This is a genomic window from Oceanobacillus alkalisoli, from assembly GCF_022213125.1.
Lineage (GTDB): Bacteria > Bacillota > Bacilli > Bacillales > Amphibacillaceae > Oceanobacillus > Oceanobacillus alkalisoli.
Window position 1 is genome coordinate 47,054 of the sequence record NZ_JAKNRA010000007.1, and the last position, 17,338, is coordinate 64,391.

The following is a 17,338-nucleotide window of genomic DNA, read 5'->3' on the forward strand; positions in this document are numbered from 1 at the left end:
AACTCAATGAAGATGCGCTGGAAAAGTATCATCGTAAAATTACTACAACTATAGTATATCACTTTTTAGTGAAAAACACAAGTTATCTATTGACATGGACATTTTATCTGTTGTATAATGAAAATCTTTTGGCATTAATATTTCAACTGTCCCTTCCAAGCAAATCTTACAATCAAGCGAAGTTATCCCAATTACTTCCATAGATCCCATGGTTAATTAAATTATTAATCAGTTTGGCCATTGCATGTGGTGGTTCTTCCATGCCGCCGAGCAGCCACATCTTCAATACATGCACACTCCCACTAATGATAAAAGCGCTCATATAAGAAGAAAGTGGTTGATTGGCATTTTCCGTGTCAATCCATTCGTTGCGGATGGAGGTCTGTGCGACCTCTCTTACTTTCCGTTCAAAAGAGGTCTCTCCGCTGGCATTTAATAAGATGATTAATTCTTCTTGCTTGGCTGCGAAATAGCTGATTAGCTTCTCGGTCATGCGCAGTGCGTCTTCTTTTTCCTGTAAGTTATATGTATCAATATATTGCTTCATATCAGAGACGATCTCATTTTCAATCGTCTCAAGAAGTTCAAATTGGTCGCTGTAGTGCGCATAGAAGGTAGAACGGTTAATATCTGCACGCTCACAGATTTCTTTTACCGTGATGGAGGAGAAGCTTTTTTGTTTCAACAATTGGAGTAAGCTTTTCCTTAAAACCATTCGTGTATATTTCTTTCTGCGATCTAGTTTTTCAGAAGTCATATTTTTGTCACCTTTCTAACCGGAGTTATCCAACATTTTAATTAAAAACGTTGGATATTAGACGGATTTTATCGAACTGACTGTTGATAAACCAACATCGTGTTTTATATAATAATATCGTGACATTTTTAAAATGTAAAGGCAGGGGAACAGAGAGGATGAACCACGATAAATATTGCAGCCTGGATTATTGAAAAAAGAAAGTCAATTGTCATTACGTTCGTAAGTCTTGCTGTTATTAGTGTCATCCTTCAATTTTTCGTTTCGGTTAATTATAATATGGTAGATTATCTCCCGGATAATGCCCAATCAACCGAAGCGATTGAAGTGATGGAGGAAGAGTATGGGGGAGCAATCCCGAATACGAATGTAATGATTTATGATGTTTCCTTGCAGGAAGCACTTGTTTTTAAAAAACAACTCGAAGCAATCGATGGCGTGACGGATGTGCTCTGGCTTGATGATGTCATGGATATCAAGACTCCGATTGAAATGGAAGACCCAGATGTCGTCGAGGGCTATTATAAAAATAATAATGCACTCTTTTCTTTTGTTGTCCGTGACGGGGAAGAGGTGCGGATTACCGATGAAATTTATGAATTGATTGGTGAAGAAAATGCGATGGCTGGGGAAGCGATGGATACAGCGACACAGCAAAAAATGGCTTTTACCGAAACGATGTATGCAGCAGCATTGCTCGTACCAATCATCATTATTATTCTTATTCTTTCCACGACCTCTTGGGTCGAACCGTTCTTTTTCTTAACGGCAATTGGAATTTCGGTTCTGTTTAACCTTGGAACGAATATCTTTATTGGTGAAATATCGTTCGTGACACAATCCGTTGCACCAATTCTGCAGCTCGCCGTGTCACTGGATTATGCGATATTCTTACTGCACAGCTTCTCCGATTACCGGGAAAAGGTCGGGGATCCGAAAGAGGCGATGCAGCTTGCGATCAAGCGTTCATTCCCGGCAATAATCGCTAGTGCATCAACAACCTTCTTCGGATTTATCGCACTAAGCTTCATGAACTTTGAAATTGGTTCTGACCTTGGGTTCAACCTTGTAAAGGGAATCATCTTTAGCTTTATTAGTGTGATGGTCTTCTTGCCGGCATTTACGATTATGTTTTACAAATGGATTGATAAAACAAAGCACCGTCCGTTTGTTCCTAGATTGAACAAGGTAGGAAAAGGACTATTAAAATTGAGATTTCCCGTATTCGTCCTTGTCATTCTATTAATTGTTCCAGCGTTTTTAGCACAAAGTCAAACCGACTTTATCTATGGCATAGGGGAGCAGCCAAAAGAGACGAGAGCAGGTATGGATATTGCAAAAATCGAAGGAGAGTTTGGGAAAAATACGCAGGTCGTTCTTCTCGTTCCTAAAGGTGATATCGGCAAAGAGGAGCAGCTCACACAAGATCTATTAGGAAATGACGAAGTGAAAAGCATCATGAGTTATGTTACAACAGTCGGCGCAGCTGTTCCGCCTGAGTATTTAGATGAAGAAGTAACGGAACAATTCTATTCGGAAAATTATAGTCGATTTATTTTAAATACGACAACGGAAGATGAAGGGGAGGAAGCTTTTTCATTTGTAGAAAAGGTGGATGAATCGGCATCAGCATATTACGATGATTTTTATATGCTAGGTGAGAGTGTCACGCTCTACGATATAAAATCTGTTGTGACGGAAGATAATACGTTTGTGAATGTCATGACAATTGTAACCATTGCTCTCGCACTTATTGTGGCATTCAAGTCATTATCATTCCCGATTGTCCTATTGCTCACGATTCAGGCATCGGTATGGATTAACTTGGCGATTCCATACTTTACGGAATCTCCGCTTGTGTTTGTCGGGTATCTTATCGTAAGTACGGTGCAGCTAGCGGCAACGATTGATTATGCGATATTGCTGACAGAAGACTATACGTTGAAACGGAAAGAAATGCCTGTCTTTCAGGCTATTAAACAGGCACTGAATGATAAGTTCTTCGCTATTCTTATCTCGGCGTCGATTCTTTCCAGTGTCGGCTTCATCCTCTGGCTTACATCGACGAATCCAATTGTGTCGTCGATTGGACTCTTGCTTGGCAGGGGAGCATTGCTAGCGTTCCTATTAGTGATTATTTTCCTGCCGGCATTACTCGTATTATTTGATAAAGTAATTGAAAAAACGACATGGAAAGCGAATTTCTACAAGGAGGAGCGATAATGAAAAGTATGAAGAAAATTTTAATTTCCTTACTCTGCTTATTCCTCGTGCTGCCTTGGCTTGCACCGTTTACGGCTGCTTCTAATCATCAGAATGAGACTGAAATTGAAGCGGAAGATGCAGGAGAAACAGCTGGTAAAGATGAAGTGGTTTATGCAACATTAAGTCCCTCTGGTGCAGGAAAAGAGCTTTATATCGTTAATAGTCTCGAAGTAACGGAAGCGGGCGAGATTGCTGATTATGGAGCATACTCGAATGTGAAGAACCTTACCGATTTATCTGAGATCAGCCAATCCGGTGATGTGGTTGAAATGAGTGCATCTGTTGGGAAGTTCTATTACCAAGGTACGTTAGATCATACAAACTTGCCTTGGGATTTCAAGATGACGTACTACCTTGACGGGGAAGAAGTGACACCGGAAGAACTTGCAGGAAAAGATGGAACCCTTGAAATAGAGATTGATACAAGTGAAAACGAAGCGATTGACCCCATCTTTTATGAAAACTATTTACTCCAGATATCTTTTGCGTTTGACGGAGAGAAAACAAGTAATATTGAAACAGATGAAGGTATTCTGGCAAATGCAGGAAAAGACATCCAAGTAACTTATACGGTACTGCCGGAAGAAGAAGCGGTATTATCGGTGACAGCTGATGTAACAGATTTTGAACTAGCTAGTATAGATATATCGGCTATCCCGCAAAATATGTCGATCGATGCGCCGGATACAGATGAATTCACAGCGGAGATTGGTACACTTGCTGATGCTTTGCAATCAATTGATGATGGCGTTCTTGAATTGAAGGGTGGAGCAACAGAACTACACGAAGGGACGACGGCATTACAGAGCGGTTCAACCGAATATAAAGAGGGAATACAGGCTTTAAATAACGGTTCCGGGGAGCTTGTGAGTGGTTCGAAAGCTATTCAAGACGCACTGGCAACGATTGATCAATCACTTGGCGATACAGGTGGTATTGACGGCGGTGATTTTAATATGATGACAGAAGGCCTCGAGGAATTTGCCAGTGCACTACGAGAAATTAAAAATGGCTTAGTTGAATTAAAAGATGGATTCGGTGCAGCTTATGAAGCACTTGATGAGGCCATTACAGCAATTCCCGGACACGAAGTTAGTGAAGAAGAAATCATTGCATTAAAACAAAGCAATGCAAACCAAGATACGGTGGATAAACTGCTTGAAGTGTATACTGCGGCATTAACGGTTAAAGGAACGTATGAACAGGTGAAAGACGGATTTTCCGCAGTTACAAGCACACTGGAAACAATGATAACATCCTTGGAAACGATTGTAGGTTCAATAGAGGAACTGATTGCTGGATTCAATGAATTCCTTGAAAAAATGGACCCGACGAGCGGATTAAAGGAATTACAAGAAGGAATTTCTACCCTATCAGCTAACTATCAAGCGTTCCATTCCGGGCTTGTTACGTATACGGAAGGCGTCGGAGAACTTGCTGCAGGCTATACGGAAATCGATGCAGGTATTGGTGAATTAAATAATGGTACCGGTGAGCTGGCAAGTGGTGTTTCCGAACTTCGGGATGGCACGGATGAACTTGCAGAAGCGACGCAGGATATGCCGGAACAGGTAACAGAAGAAATTGATGAAATGCTCGCCCAATATGATAAGTCCGATTTTGAAGCTGTTTCATTTGTGTCCGACAAAAATGAGGAAGTAAATTCGGTTCAATTTGTTTTAAAAACGGAACCGATTGAAAAAGCAGAGGAAACAGATGAAGCGGAAGAAGAATCGGAAAAGAAATCACTTTGGGAACGGTTTTTAGATTTATTCAGATAAAAAAGATGCACCTTCATACTGGGTGCATCTTTTTTTTCGTTATTATCACGCATTAACGGTCTGTAATCCCCCACCTCTAAACACGATGGACATCTAAGATGTGAAGATGGGGGATAAACAGTTCGTAAATCCCTGATTCTGTTCAACCAACATTCAGCGGGGGAAAGCCCCCTCAATGAAGTAGTTTCACTTTATAAGGAACTTTTTTCTGAAGTAGATTGCATATGCTCCGCTTTGATTTGCTCAAGCAAAGTTTGATCGGTGAGTAGCCGGTAACCGGTAGTTGCTAACGCTTTGGCACCGTTTAGGAGTGCGTGATCTCCAAGCTTGGATTTGGCTGCTTCCCGAAATTCAACTGTATGAGCAATAAGATCATCGGGACCGATTTTAATATAGCAATGGGCGGTTGGAATTTCGTAACTAATGTTGCCAGCGTCCGTCGAAATCTTCCCTTCCGTTTCTTGAATAACGAGTTCTTCTCCAACATCTGTTAACTCCTCTCCAAGTACTTCATCTAGCAGGGGAGTAATGACAAAGTCTTTTACTTCATTTTGGAACCGCTCGATTTCCACTTTCGCACCAGTGGCAAGAGCTGCCCCTTCAGCGACTGCGCGGACTTTCGCTGCAACGTTCTCCGTCTTTTTCCATGAGTCTGCCCGGATAAAAAAGCGGGCAGCTGCGTATTCTGGAATAATATTCGGTGCATCACCGCCATCTGTAATAATGCCGTGAATCCGAACGTCTTGAGGTAGCTGCTGTCTTAATGCACTGATACCGTTAAACAATTGGATAACTGCATCAAGTGCATTGATACCTTCTTCTGGAGAAGTTGCCGCATGGGCGGATTTTCCGTAAAATTTAAAATCAAGTGGTTCGACAGCGAGTGTATCTTGAGAAAGCGTCGTTTTACCACCTGGGTGGAGCATGAGTGCAGCATCGATATCTTTCAAGTAGCCATGCTTTACAAAGCTCCCTTTCGCACTGCCATTCGGTCCACCTTCTTCAGCAGGCGTCCCGAGCACAACGACTCGTCCACCTGTATCCGAGACAACTTTTGAGAGTGCTATTGCCGCGGCAATGCTTGATGTTCCGATAATATTATGCCCGCATGCATGGCCAAGACCTGGGAGGGCATCATATTCTGCAAGGAATGCGATAGTAGGGCCAGGCTTTCCGCTCTCTTTTATCGCGTAGAAGGATGTTTCATGGCCAGCTACAGCTTTATCAACCTTAAACCCTTCGTTGCTTAAGTTTTTAATATGTAAATCACTTGCGAAAAACTCTTGATTACCGATCTCAGGTTTTTCATGTATGGAGTGACTTGTTTGGATATAATGTTCTTTATTATTTTCTATCGATTGCATTAACGCATCTTTCACAGCTTTTGTCATTGCCACTTAAAACTCCTCCTTTTTAAATCAACAATCTCACTTAATAAAACCAAAGCACCCCCAACCTTGTCAAGCCCTTGTAACAACTCATCACTCTCATTCAGCGTAAGTGTGCCTAACTCCGAAACTCACTTCTGGAGGTCCGCAGTCCAGACACCTCTCGCACCTGCTGAGCGGCTGGTGAGCCTCCCGCAGGAGTCTCGAGGTGTCTGGACTGCTACCAGGAAAGGCCGAATTTGAATCACTGTTTAATGTTCTGGAAAAAGTATACTCCTTATCGTGGCGGAATAACTTCTATTTAAAATAACCAGACATAGAAAGTTGAAGGATTGTGCAAGATAGAAGGAAAGAGCAATTCGATTGACGGGTTATTAATAATAACTTACTATTGAGTTGTAATTAAATTTAAAAAGAATAGGATGATTGAGATGACAAAAGTAGGTATTGTAATTGGAAGTATCCGTAATAATTCATTCTCCGAGCAGCTTGCTAAAAATATTGTAGAGTTCTTCCCAGCAGGTTATGAAGCAGAATTTATCGAAATTGCAGATCTACCACTTTATAACCAGGATTCTGATGATAATATCCCGGAAGTTTATACAACTTTCCGTAATACAATAAAGGCCCTTGATGCTGTTATATTTGTAACACCAGAACATAACCGCTCCATCCCAGCTGCACTTAAAAATGCTCTTGACGTTGGTTCACGTCCTTATGGTTCAAATGTATGGGACGGCAAACCAGCTCTAATTGTGAGCCAGTCTCCAAGTAATTTAAGTGGATTCGGTGCAAACCACCACTTGCGTCAAGTGCTCGCATTCCTAAACATGCCAGTTGTACAGCAGCCAGAAGTATATATTGCAAATGTCCACGAATTGCTTGGTGAAGACGGAAAGATTACAAATCAGGATACAGTAGGATTCTTGCAATCCATAGTAGAAGCTTATGTTGCTTTCGTAAAGCGTCACGAAGCGTAAGAAAGCTTTAACCTAATCTTTAAATTCCATCCCATCAAAAAAAGGAAATGACGTAGTAGCCATTTCCTTTTTTTGATTACGTTCTATTCCAAAAACGCATCTGTGCAATTGCCGATACATACTCCTCACCGAAATTTGGATTATTCGCTGCAAATATAACACCTGCTAGGTTATTTCCAGCTGATGACTGAATAAAGCTTTGTCCGGTTGTTGCAATGCCAATTGGTTTATAATGCCTATATGCTACATGAACAAACTCTGTCACGTCAGTATTGAATTTCCTCTGGTTTCTAGCATTTCCGCCAACGACATATAGTGAGTCTACGAGATAGGGACTCGAGGTAAGAAATGTTTCATCCACTTTGAGCTCTGTGCCATTAGATCCTGTAACGGTACCGAGTGTTTCACTTACAATAACGACAAATACGCGATAACGTTCAAGGGTGTTCAGTACGCTGGATACTTCATTATAATTAAAACCATCGCCAATCAATACACCGACTTTTTGTGTAGCAGCATATTTAGGGGTGTTTGCTTGGCTCAGGGAAGGGTAGCTTGTGGAAACAGGAACATTCGTCCCACTAGGACGGTTAACCCCAATATTATCAGCAATAATATTTGCTAACTCCTTATCAACGTTAACAAGAAGATCAACAACCTGCTGCCTGACAAATTCTCTTTTCACACTTCCAACCTGATAACTAAGCCCGTCAATCGTATGCTGTTTTTCAATAGGTGTTAGACTATTCCAGAAAATTCTTGGCTGTGAAAAGTAATCATAGAAAGATTCGCTTCGATTCCGAGTGACATGCCCTTCAACTTTCGCTGGATAATGTGCATATCCGCCTTCCTTAGGAGGCGTTGTATATGGTGTGTTATTTGCGATTGAGTTTCTATGATAGTTTACTTGATCGACATCAATACGGTATCTCATAAACCCTTGCCGCTGGTTATTATGGAACGGACAGATCGGTCGGTTAATCGGCAGATCCTGGAAGTTAGCTGAACCAAGGCGGTGATACTGGGCCGTTTGGTAAGCAATCAACCTACCTTGCAAGACAGGGTCATTCGAGAAGTCTATTCCTGGAACAACGTTTGCTGGGTTAAATGCTACTTGTTCTAATTCGGCAAATTCATTGTCCACATTTTTATTTAATGTCATTTTACCAACAAGCTGGACAGGTATAAGTTCTTCTGGCCAAAACTTGGTAGGATCAAGAACATCAAAGTCGTATTTGAATTCATCATCAAGCGGTATGAGTTGAACACCTAGTTCATATTCCGGATAAGCTCCACGATTAATTGCTTCCCTGAGATCCCGGCGGTGGAAGTCTGGATCGAGCCCCCCTATTTTTAGTGCTTCGTCTTGCAGTAAAGAATGCACACCAAGAACCGGTTTCCAAACAAATCTTACAAAGGTAGCCACCCCATGTTCATTAACAAAGAGATACGTATTAATGGACCAAGATTCCATCATGCGATAGCTTCGTAAAATACCTCGCTCAGACATGATCCATAATACCATGTGCAGGGATTCTGGATTATTTGCTACATAATCCCAAAAGTTGTCGTGGGCCCCAGAAGCTGTTGGGATATCCGAACGTGGCTCGGCCTTGTATGCATGTATCACATCTGGAAATTTCATCGGATCTTGGTTAATTAACACAGGCATGGCAATGGTCGTTAAATCATAATTTCCTTCTTCTGTATAAAATTTTGTTCCCCAGCAGCGTAAATCTCGTGCAGTGTCATAAGAATCTTTGCCGCCTTGTACAGTAGAAAACCGGACAAATACAGAAGTCTTTTTCCCAGCCTCCTGTAAAAATCCAGCTTTTGTAAATTGTTTCATGGATTCATAGCATTCGAATTCTCCGTGTGCCCCGTACCCCCTTGCATGAACGACCCTTTCCGGTATCCTTTCTTTAACAAAGTGTGTCATCTTTTCAAAGTAATGAAAGTCCTCTAATAAACCTGGTCCACGCTCTCCGGCAGTTAAAATTTCTTCATCATTGGATACCTTTAACGATTGATTGGTAGTCATTGGTTTTCCAGTATTTTTAACACGGAATTCATTCAACTGTTCATTTTTTTCGTTTTCAGTGTTGGAACTTTGATTTCTTGATGGTTTATTATCCATTTATTAAACACCCGCCTTATCCGTCTAAATTACAATCCCATTTATATTGCTATGCTCTGTGATTAGAACTAGAACTTAACCATCAAACTAAAATAAAGCACTCGCTTTCATTCAGCGTAAGTGTCTGAAACTCACTTCTGGAGGTCCGCAGTCCAGACACCTCTCGCTTTCCGCGGGCGGCTGGTGAGCCTCCTCGCGGGCAAGCCCGCTGCGGGGTCTCACCAAGCCTATCCTCCCGCAGGAGTCTCGAGGTGTCTGGACTGCTCCCAGCAAAGGCCGAATTTAGATCACTGTTTAATATTCCAGGAATTGAATCCTTATCGCGACGGAATAATTTCTATTTAAAATAACCATCTTACCAGTTCAGTTGCCCGGTGGACGGTGACTCCTGCGGGAACAGCACGAGCCTGGAGACCCCGCAGGGCGGAAGCCCGAGGAGGCTCCAGCAGTGCCCGCGGAAAGCATCCGTCCACCGGGAAACTGAACGGTGATTAGAACTCCAGTCTAGAGAATGCGCAAAATACTTACACTGAATAAAAGTGATTTTTTGATTTGGTGTCGTGGTTGGGTCGGGGTGAGAAATAACCGTCTCATTACTAGGTTGGATTATTCATGAATGGCCAAAAATTTTCATAAACATTTCATAAAGAAAGATGAATTCTATGGTAAAATAGGAGGAGAGGTTATTTTGAAATTAGGTGATGGCAATCAGTAATCTAAGACGATGGATTTATATTACACTAGGACTTATTTCTTTCGGAGTTGGGGTAGCTGGAACGATACTGCCAGTACTGCCGGGAGGACCTTTCTTCCTATTTGCTTCATATTGTTTCACAAAGAGTTCGGAACGTCTCGACAGATGGTTTAAAAGCACATCATTCTATAAACAATATGTAGACCGCTACTTCATTAAACGATATATGACAAGATGGGAAAAAATTCGGATCAATCTTATTGCCGATTTTTTTATTATCCTTTCTGTAGTGATGATTGATATACTTATTATTCGGATCATCATGATTACACTAGGACTTATCAAACATTACTACTTCATTTATCATATTAAAACAATAAAACCGGAAGAAATTGAGCTAGTTATGGATAAATAGAAACAAGCAGGATCGTCAGCGATATGCTGACGATCCTGCTTGTTTTTATTTGGCATCCGTAGTACAAAGAAATAAGAGGGGGAATGATCATGAAAAAGGTTTATTTAATTGATGGAGCAAGAACAGCTTTCACAGCATTTGGTGGTTCTTTCGCTGGTGTAACAGCAACAGAGCTTGGAACCGTAACAGCGAAAGAAGCCTTAAAGCGATCGAATGTTGCGTCGGAACAGGTTGACCATGTGATTTACGGGAATGTTATCCATTCCGAGACAAATGCGGCATACATCGCGAGACATATTGGACTGGAAACAGGTGTGCCAAAGGAAGTCCCCGCTTATATTGTGAACCGGCTCTGTGGTTCCGGGCTGCAATCCATTGTTTCGGGTGTGCAGGAAATATTGCTGAACGATGCAGAAATCGTCCTCGCTGGCGGGGTGGAAAATATGTCCCAAGCACCATATGCGAATTTCGAAAAAAGATTCGGTGGCGCAAAACTCGGTGAATTAAAATTCCATGATATGCTTCTATCTACATTATTTGATGAATATACTGGATTTGGTATGGGGGTAACTGCGGAAAATCTTGCAAAACAATATAATATTTCCCGGGTGGAACAGGATGAATATGCAGTTCTTTCCCATGAGCGTGCAAGAAAGGCAAAGGAGTCCGGCCGTTTTAATGAAGAAATTGTTGCTGTAGACGTGAAATCAAGAAGGAAAACGGAATCCATTGTCCAAGATGAACATATTAAACCGGATACGACATTAGAAAAAATCAGTGGATTGCGCCCATCATTTAAGAAAGATGGCACGGTAACTGCTGCCAATGCTTCGGGGATCAATGACGGAGCAGCAAGTGTTGTCATTGCCTCAGAACAAGCGGTAAAAGAGCGGGAATTACAACCGCTTGCTGAAATCGTTTCTTGGGCCGCATCAGGTGTCGACCCATCAGTTATGGGAATTGGGCCGGTTCCGGCAATGAAGAAAGCGTTGGAGAAAGCTGGACTTACACTTACAGATATTGATTTCGTGGAAGTAAATGAAGCTTTTGCAGCCCAATATCTTGCCGTGGAGAAGGAGCTTGGACTTGATAGAGAGAAAACGAATGTTAACGGCGGAGCGATTGCTTTAGGCCATCCAGTTGGAGTAAGCGGTACTCGTCTAGCATTATCCGCAGCTTATGAACTAAGAAACAGGGATAAGGAATATGCACTTGTCAGTCTTTGTATCGGAGGCGGTCAAGGAATTGCGATGGTTATGAAAAGAAGTTAAGGAATCAGGTGACATTTTGCTCAAATATGTATGGAGATTTTTTACAATCTTTGCGATGTGGCTAACATTAAAAACATGGAAAGATACGAATCATGTAAAAATAAACAGAATAGAATTTAAAACAAACAAGCTCAGGCCTAGTCAATCTTTACGGATTATTCAACTGAGTGATATGCATAATAAAAGGGCTTGGAATATTCATCAACGTTTACTTCATAAAATAAATAGATCATCACCGGACATTATCGTGATCACAGGAGATCTGATCGACCGGCGGACAAGGAACTTCAAACAGATATTTAATTTTCTCGATCAGCTGATCAATATGCACATTCCGATTTACTTTGTTACAGGAAATCATGAATGGGGAAATAGAAAGAGAAAAAAATTCATGAAACAATTAAGGAAACGGAATATAACGATTCTAGGAAATGAAAGTACCCGGATTCAAGTTGCAGGTATTCCGCTCACTCTTGTTGGCGTCCATGATAGTTCCACGCATCATGAAAATGTGGAGGAGGCATTTCAACAGATAAGTGAAACCGGGTATACGATTCTTTTATCCCATTCTCCCTATGTGATTAAGACGTATCCGAATCTTCCGGCGGATCTCGTATTAAGTGGTCATACGCATGGCGGTCAGGTGCGCTTGCCGTTCATTGGCGCTGTCATATCTCCGGGAGGTGGAGTGTTTCCAGAACTTGATAAAGGGACGTGTGAATGGAAGCGGAATAGGTATATCTACGTAGATAGTGGGTTAGGTACGAGTATGATACCTGTTCGCTTTCTGAATCAAAGTCAGATTAGTCTTATTGAAATTAATGGGGACAATTAGGCAAACACCTAACTGTCCTTGTTTTCATTTGCAGCGATTTGAATAGCGGCTTCTGCAAATTGTTCGAGTTGCTCGATATCTTCGTTGGATGGTGTTAAGTCAACTTTAAAACGAACTGGTGCAAGCTTTGCTCCAAGAAACTTTAGCTTATCTCCCATTAAGTCGACAGATAAACAAAATTCATCATAAGCAGTATCACCAGATCCAAACACAGCGAATGTCGTCGTTCCTAAATCTGCATCATCCAATTCATCATAAAAATCTTCTGCTTCAAACGGAACTTCCCCGTCATCGGATGAGTGGGTCCCGATAAATACAGCATCGTAGTCGGATAATTCATCAACATCAATTGGGTCGAAGTCGAAGGTCCTGATTTCTACGTCATGCTCTTTATATTCAAGATAGCCGGCAATTGCCTCTGCCATCATTTCTGTATTCCCTGTTGTAGAAATATAAAGTAGTAATATATTTGCCATTATAATCCCTCCATCTTCCATTGTTTATTTTAACGTATAAATCGAATCCGTTTCAATAAAAGGACATTCTAGAAAAATATTATTATCTGTTCTACAAAATGGAAGGAAAAAAGGGTTTAGGTCTTTTTAATCACATTAATTTGTCAAGAACCTTTAAGAAATGGATGAAGCTGCCGATATAAGATAGGTAGACTTACAGAAATACATAACATAATAACCAACACATATAGAGAGAAGTGAAGTGATTGAAGAAGAAAGAAGCACAAAAGAAAAATAAACGGCAAAAATTTACAGCAGGTCTCCGCATGCAATTAACGGTTCCCTTCGCTATATTAATTGTTCTTGCGGTGGGAATTGTCGCCTTTGTTAGTTATAATTTCAGTGTACGGACGACTACAGATGAACTATCTAAAAATGTGGAACAGCAAATGATTAGTGTGAATCACACATTTGATATGTATTTTGGCTATATGGAAAATGCTTTGACTCGAATGGCATCGAATTCAACATTACGTAGATTTAGCGGGGATAATTTCAGTGAACTATTTTCCTATTTGCAAGAATCGAGTTTGGCGAGTGATGATTTAAAGGCTACATTTGCAGGTTACGATGATAGTGAAGAAATCATTATTTATCCTCATGATAATGCGATAGAGGATGTTAACCCGAAAGAACGGAATTGGTATACGGAAGCAGTAGAACAGGATGGAGGAATTGTTTGGACCGAGCCGTACGAAGATGCTCTTTCAGGGGATATCGTCATTACAGCTGCAAAAGCTTTTTACGAATATAATCAACTCGTTGGCGTGGCGGGGATTGATGTTCATACAAATGCCTTGTTGAATTTAATTAATGATATTCAAATTGGAGATAACGGGTATGCAGTTGTTTTGGACGAGGCTGGAAATTTCGTTACGAATCCCGATGAAACACGGATTGGAGAAAATGTAGCAGAGGAAAATTTCTATCAGGAGATACTTGCTGCAGGTGAGCAAGGTATGATTGAGACGAATGTAAACGGAGAATCCTTAACCATCGGTTTTATTAAAAATTCGACAACCGGGTGGATTATTGCAGGATTTCTCGATGAGAATGAATTTGCAGATAAAGCAAGTGCTGTTATGTTACCGATCTTTATTACGCTGCTTATCGTGTTAGTTCTAGCGATAATTGCTGCAGCAATCATTTCCAATCGTTTGATTAATCCGATTCAGGAATTGCAACAATCAATGAAGCGAGTGGAAGAGGGAGATTTAACAGCGACGAAGGTTATTCCCCGGAAGGATGAAATTGGTGCATTAAGCAAGAGTTTCAGCTTTATGGTGAATGAAATGCGCAATGTAATCGATCAGATATCCCATAGTTCATACAAAGTATCGGATGCTGCCGAAAATCTTGTCGCAAGTTCAGAAGAAAATACGGCCTCTGCAAGTGAAGTTGCCCGGACGATGGAAGAGATTGCTGCTGGTGCAAGTAATCAAGCCGACTTAAATGAACAGAACACAAAAGCGTTCCAATCTTTATCAGAAATGATTCAGGAAATTAAAGAAAAGAATGAACAAATCTTTGCTAAAGCTGAGGACATGGGGCGGTTTTCCAGTACTGGGGTAAAATCAATCCAGGCGCTTGCAACCCGATCTGCTGAAACGTCAGAAGTGGCGCAGCAGGTTGTGACCGCGATTGAACAATTAAATGAGAAATCGGCAAATATTAATACCATCGTTGACAAGATTGCAAACATTGCAAGCCAAACAAACCTGCTTGCCCTAAATGCGTCCATCGAGGCAGCACGTGCCGGGGAACATGGTCATGGCTTTGCCGTTGTTGCAAATGAAGTTGGTAAGCTTGCAGAACAGACGACAGACGCCTTGAAAGATGTTGGAGCAATTATTGCTGAGATGCAGGAAGAAACAAAGCAATCAGTTGGAATCGTAGAACAAACAATGCGTTTATTTGAACAGCAAACGGAGAGTGTCGGTGAAACTGGACAAGCTTTCCTTGCTATTTCTGGTTCAGTGAATGAGAACAGCCAAATGGCAGAACAGATTATGAAGCTTACGAATTCGATTGTAGAAATGGAAAAAGAACTCATTCAGAACACGGAAAATTATGCGTCAATCAGTGAGGAAACGGCTGCGGGTACTGAAGAAATCTCTGCGTCAATTGAAGAACAAACTGCTTCGATGGAAATGTTGACTGATTTAGCTACAGACTTAGAAGCAATCGCAAGCACAATGAACGAAGAGATTAACCGATTTAAAATTAATTAAACTGGCCCGCTTAAGTGTGATGAAACGGAGTTTTGGAAAGGATGTACATGATGGAAACCAATCAATATTTGGATGTCTTTCTGGATGAAAGCAGGGAACATCTTCAAGCGATTAATGACCATACTTTACGATTAGAAAAGGAACCACAGAATGATGGCTTGGTGAACGAAATTTTCCGTTCAGCTCATACATTAAAAGGGATGGCCGCAACGATGGGTTATGAAGATATTGCTTCTCTAACACATAAGATGGAGAATGTCCTGGATTTAATTCGTAATAAGCAATTACAAGTTACGACGGAAGTAATTGATATTATTTTTATAGCAATTGAATACTTAGAAGAAATGGTCGAAGCAATCAGCAATGGTCTTGACGGGAAAAAGGATGTCACTGAATTAGTGGCCCGCCTTGATCGCTTTGAAAAAGGCGAAGCAGCTGCTGCAGTCGAACCGAGCATGATGGAACCTACTGCAGAAATAACAGCTGTTCCCGTTGATCTTGATGAGTTTCAGATGACAATTCTTGAACAGGGCGAAGAACAAGGATTTGCCGCTTATCAGATCATCGTCGAGCTTTCGGAAGAGTCGATTCTGAAAGGTGCCAGGGCTTATATGGTTTTTGAAGCATTGGAAGACAAAGGGGAAGTTATTAAAACAAATCCTGCGACAGAAGATATCGAAGAAGGTAATTTTGATCATTCTTTTGAAATGATTTTCCTTTCCAAAGAAAGTCCAGGAGAGTTAGAGTCTTTGATTTCAAAAGTATCTGAGGTTCATAATGTTCAAATCAATCAAGTGAGTTTCCATTCCGAGAATGAGGCGATAGAAGAGGATGAAATTGAAATAGAAGAAGAACCGGAAAAAGTCCATCCTGTTGATCAGCCAGATGCAGCTGCCCCCAGTCATCAGCCTGCTAAAACAATTCGTGTCAATTTAGACCGGATTGATGACTTGCTTAATCTTTTTGAAGAAGTCGTTATTGATCAGAGCAGATTGAATGTAGTTGCAACCGGGATTAATAACCTGGAATTAACAGAAACGGTAGAGCATATGAACCGAGTGTCATCCGATATGCAAAGTTTAATTCTCGCAATGCGTATGGTGCCAATTGAGCAGGTGTTCAACCGGTTCCCGCGAATGGTTCGCGGTCTTGCCCGGGATTTGAATAAGCAAATTAACTTGGAAATTATTGGAGCAGATACGGAACTCGACCGGACGGTAATTGATGAAATCGGTGATCCGCTCGTTCATTTAATCCGAAACTCGGTAGACCATGGAATTGAACGACCGGAAGAACGAAAAAATTCCGGAAAGCCTGAAGAGGGAAATGTCGTGCTGCGCGCATTCCATAGTGGAAACCATGTTTTCATTGAAATTGAAGATGATGGTGCAGGAATTGATACGGAAAAGGTAAAGCAAAAAGCAATCGATAACGGATTAGTAACGAATGCCGAAGCAGAACAATTATCTGAGCAAGAAGTATCACAATTGATTCTCGCATCCGGCTTCAGTACGGCTGAAAAAGTTTCGAGTGTATCCGGACGCGGTGTTGGGCTTGATGTCGTAAAAAATAAAATTGAATCCCTCGGTGGTTCGATTTCCATTGAATCGACACAAGGAGAGGGGAGTATTTTTTCCATCCAATTGCCATTAACGCTTTCCATCATTTCTACTTTGCTCGTAAAATCTCAGGCAGAGACCTATGCGATACCACTTTCTTCAATAATTGAAACGGTATTGCTTCAGAAAGAACAAATCATGACAAGTCATGGTCAAAAAGTTATAGATTTCCGTGGACAAATTATCCCTTTACTTGATTTGCGGGAAGTATTGGCGATTCCGGGTCATGGAGAAGAGGAGAAAGAGCATGCTGTTGTAGTCATGAAAAAGGGTGACAAACTTACTGGGCTTGTCGTTGATCATCTAATCGGTCAGCAAGAACTCGTCTTAAAATCTCTCGGTGATTATTTAGGTGATGTATTTGCAATCTCTGGAGCGACGATTTTAGGTGATGGACAAGTAGCTTTAATAATCGATCCAAATGCATTAATAAAGTAAGGTGGTATTGGA

At 41.2% G+C, this 17,338-nt stretch carries 12 protein-coding genes; 8 read left to right on the forward strand and 4 right to left on the reverse strand.

All coding sequences use genetic code 11. The annotated features are described in order from the left end of the window. Positions 1–172 precede the first annotated feature (172 nt). Positions 173–757: a TetR/AcrR family transcriptional regulator gene (locus tag L3V42_RS10365; protein WP_235762526.1), complete on the reverse strand. Its 585-nt coding sequence runs from the start codon at positions 755–757 to the stop codon at positions 173–175. A gap of 279 nt (positions 758–1,036) precedes the next feature. Here L3V42_RS10365 and L3V42_RS10370 point away from each other — a divergent pair, with 279 nt between their 5' ends. Beyond that, positions 1,037–2,980 (forward strand): efflux RND transporter permease subunit, encoded by a 1,944-nt coding sequence (locus L3V42_RS10370; RefSeq protein WP_238471938.1) that lies wholly within the window; start codon positions 1,037–1,039, stop codon positions 2,978–2,980. Then, entirely contained in the window at positions 2,980–4,803 is a 1,824-nt protein-coding gene (locus L3V42_RS10375) for a YhgE/Pip domain-containing protein (protein ID WP_238471939.1), read from the forward strand. Before L3V42_RS10370 ends, L3V42_RS10375 begins: the two co-directional genes overlap by 1 nt. Positions 4,804–4,994: 191 nt before the next feature. On the opposite strand, the gene L3V42_RS10380 is transcribed toward L3V42_RS10375, so the two are convergent. Continuing rightward, positions 4,995–6,200 (reverse strand): M20 family metallopeptidase, encoded by a 1,206-nt coding sequence (locus L3V42_RS10380; protein WP_439651884.1) that lies wholly within the window; start codon positions 6,198–6,200, stop codon positions 4,995–4,997. Between the two features lie 422 nt (positions 6,201–6,622). On the opposite strand from L3V42_RS10380, the gene L3V42_RS10385 reads away from it, so the two are divergent. Next, the gene (locus L3V42_RS10385) at positions 6,623–7,171 is read left to right on the forward strand and encodes an NADPH-dependent FMN reductase (RefSeq protein ID WP_235762529.1); all 549 of its coding nucleotides are present in this window, start codon (positions 6,623–6,625) and stop codon (positions 7,169–7,171) included. Positions 7,172–7,247: 76 nt separating this feature from the next. Here the strand turns inward: L3V42_RS10385 and L3V42_RS10390 are convergent, their stop codons facing one another. Beyond that, on the reverse strand, positions 7,248–9,308 hold the full coding sequence (locus L3V42_RS10390; protein WP_238471940.1) for a catalase: 2,061 nt from the start codon (positions 9,306–9,308) through the stop codon (positions 7,248–7,250). Between the two features lie 701 nt (positions 9,309–10,009). Here L3V42_RS10390 and L3V42_RS10395 point away from each other — a divergent pair. The 3 genes from L3V42_RS10395 to L3V42_RS10405 all read left to right on the forward strand — a co-directional run bounded on the left by L3V42_RS10395 (position 10,010) and on the right by L3V42_RS10405 (position 12,523). After that, complete coding sequence (locus L3V42_RS10395; protein WP_238471941.1) at positions 10,010–10,417, forward strand: YbaN family protein; 408 nt, start codon at positions 10,010–10,012, stop codon at positions 10,415–10,417. Between the two features lie 89 nt (positions 10,418–10,506). Beyond that, positions 10,507–11,688, forward strand: a complete 1,182-nt coding sequence (locus tag L3V42_RS10400) for an acetyl-CoA C-acetyltransferase (protein ID WP_238471942.1) — start codon at positions 10,507–10,509, stop codon at positions 11,686–11,688. 16 nt (positions 11,689–11,704) lie between these two features. Next, positions 11,705–12,523, forward strand: coding sequence for a metallophosphoesterase (locus tag L3V42_RS10405; RefSeq protein WP_235762533.1), 819 nt, complete (start codon positions 11,705–11,707; stop codon positions 12,521–12,523). Positions 12,524–12,531: 8 nt separating this feature from the next. On the opposite strand, the gene L3V42_RS10410 is transcribed toward L3V42_RS10405, so the two are convergent. Further along, the gene (locus tag L3V42_RS10410) at positions 12,532–12,999 is read right to left on the reverse strand and encodes a flavodoxin domain-containing protein (RefSeq protein WP_238471943.1); all 468 of its coding nucleotides are present in this window, start codon (positions 12,997–12,999) and stop codon (positions 12,532–12,534) included. Between the two features lie 245 nt (positions 13,000–13,244). On the opposite strand from L3V42_RS10410, the gene L3V42_RS10415 reads away from it, so the two are divergent. After that, the gene (locus L3V42_RS10415) at positions 13,245–15,269 is read left to right on the forward strand and encodes a methyl-accepting chemotaxis protein (protein WP_238471944.1); all 2,025 of its coding nucleotides are present in this window, start codon (positions 13,245–13,247) and stop codon (positions 15,267–15,269) included. A 50-nt stretch (positions 15,270–15,319) separates the two neighbouring features. Continuing rightward, positions 15,320–17,326, forward strand: a complete 2,007-nt coding sequence (locus L3V42_RS10420) for a chemotaxis protein CheA (RefSeq protein WP_238471945.1) — start codon at positions 15,320–15,322, stop codon at positions 17,324–17,326. Positions 17,327–17,338: the final 12 nt, after the last annotated feature.

What these genes read in the sequence shown, in the direction of transcription:
- L3V42_RS10365 (WP_235762526.1), bottom strand. Translation starts at nt 757, where the DNA reads ATGACTTCTGAAAAACTAGATCGCAGAAAGAAATATACACGAATGGTT.
- L3V42_RS10370 (WP_238471938.1), top strand. Translation starts at nt 1,037, where the DNA reads ATGGTAGATTATCTCCCGGATAATGCCCAATCAACCGAAGCGATTGAA.
- L3V42_RS10375 (WP_238471939.1), top strand. Translation starts at nt 2,980, where the DNA reads ATGAAAAGTATGAAGAAAATTTTAATTTCCTTACTCTGCTTATTCCTC.
- L3V42_RS10385 (WP_235762529.1), top strand. Translation starts at nt 6,623, where the DNA reads ATGACAAAAGTAGGTATTGTAATTGGAAGTATCCGTAATAATTCATTC.
- L3V42_RS10390 (WP_238471940.1), bottom strand. Translation starts at nt 9,308, where the DNA reads ATGGATAATAAACCATCAAGAAATCAAAGTTCCAACACTGAAAACGAA.
- L3V42_RS10395 (WP_238471941.1), top strand. Translation starts at nt 10,010, where the DNA reads ATGGCAATCAGTAATCTAAGACGATGGATTTATATTACACTAGGACTT.
- L3V42_RS10400 (WP_238471942.1), top strand. Translation starts at nt 10,507, where the DNA reads ATGAAAAAGGTTTATTTAATTGATGGAGCAAGAACAGCTTTCACAGCA.
- L3V42_RS10410 (WP_238471943.1), bottom strand. Translation starts at nt 12,999, where the DNA reads ATGGCAAATATATTACTACTTTATATTTCTACAACAGGGAATACAGAA.
- L3V42_RS10420 (WP_238471945.1), top strand. Translation starts at nt 15,320, where the DNA reads ATGGAAACCAATCAATATTTGGATGTCTTTCTGGATGAAAGCAGGGAA.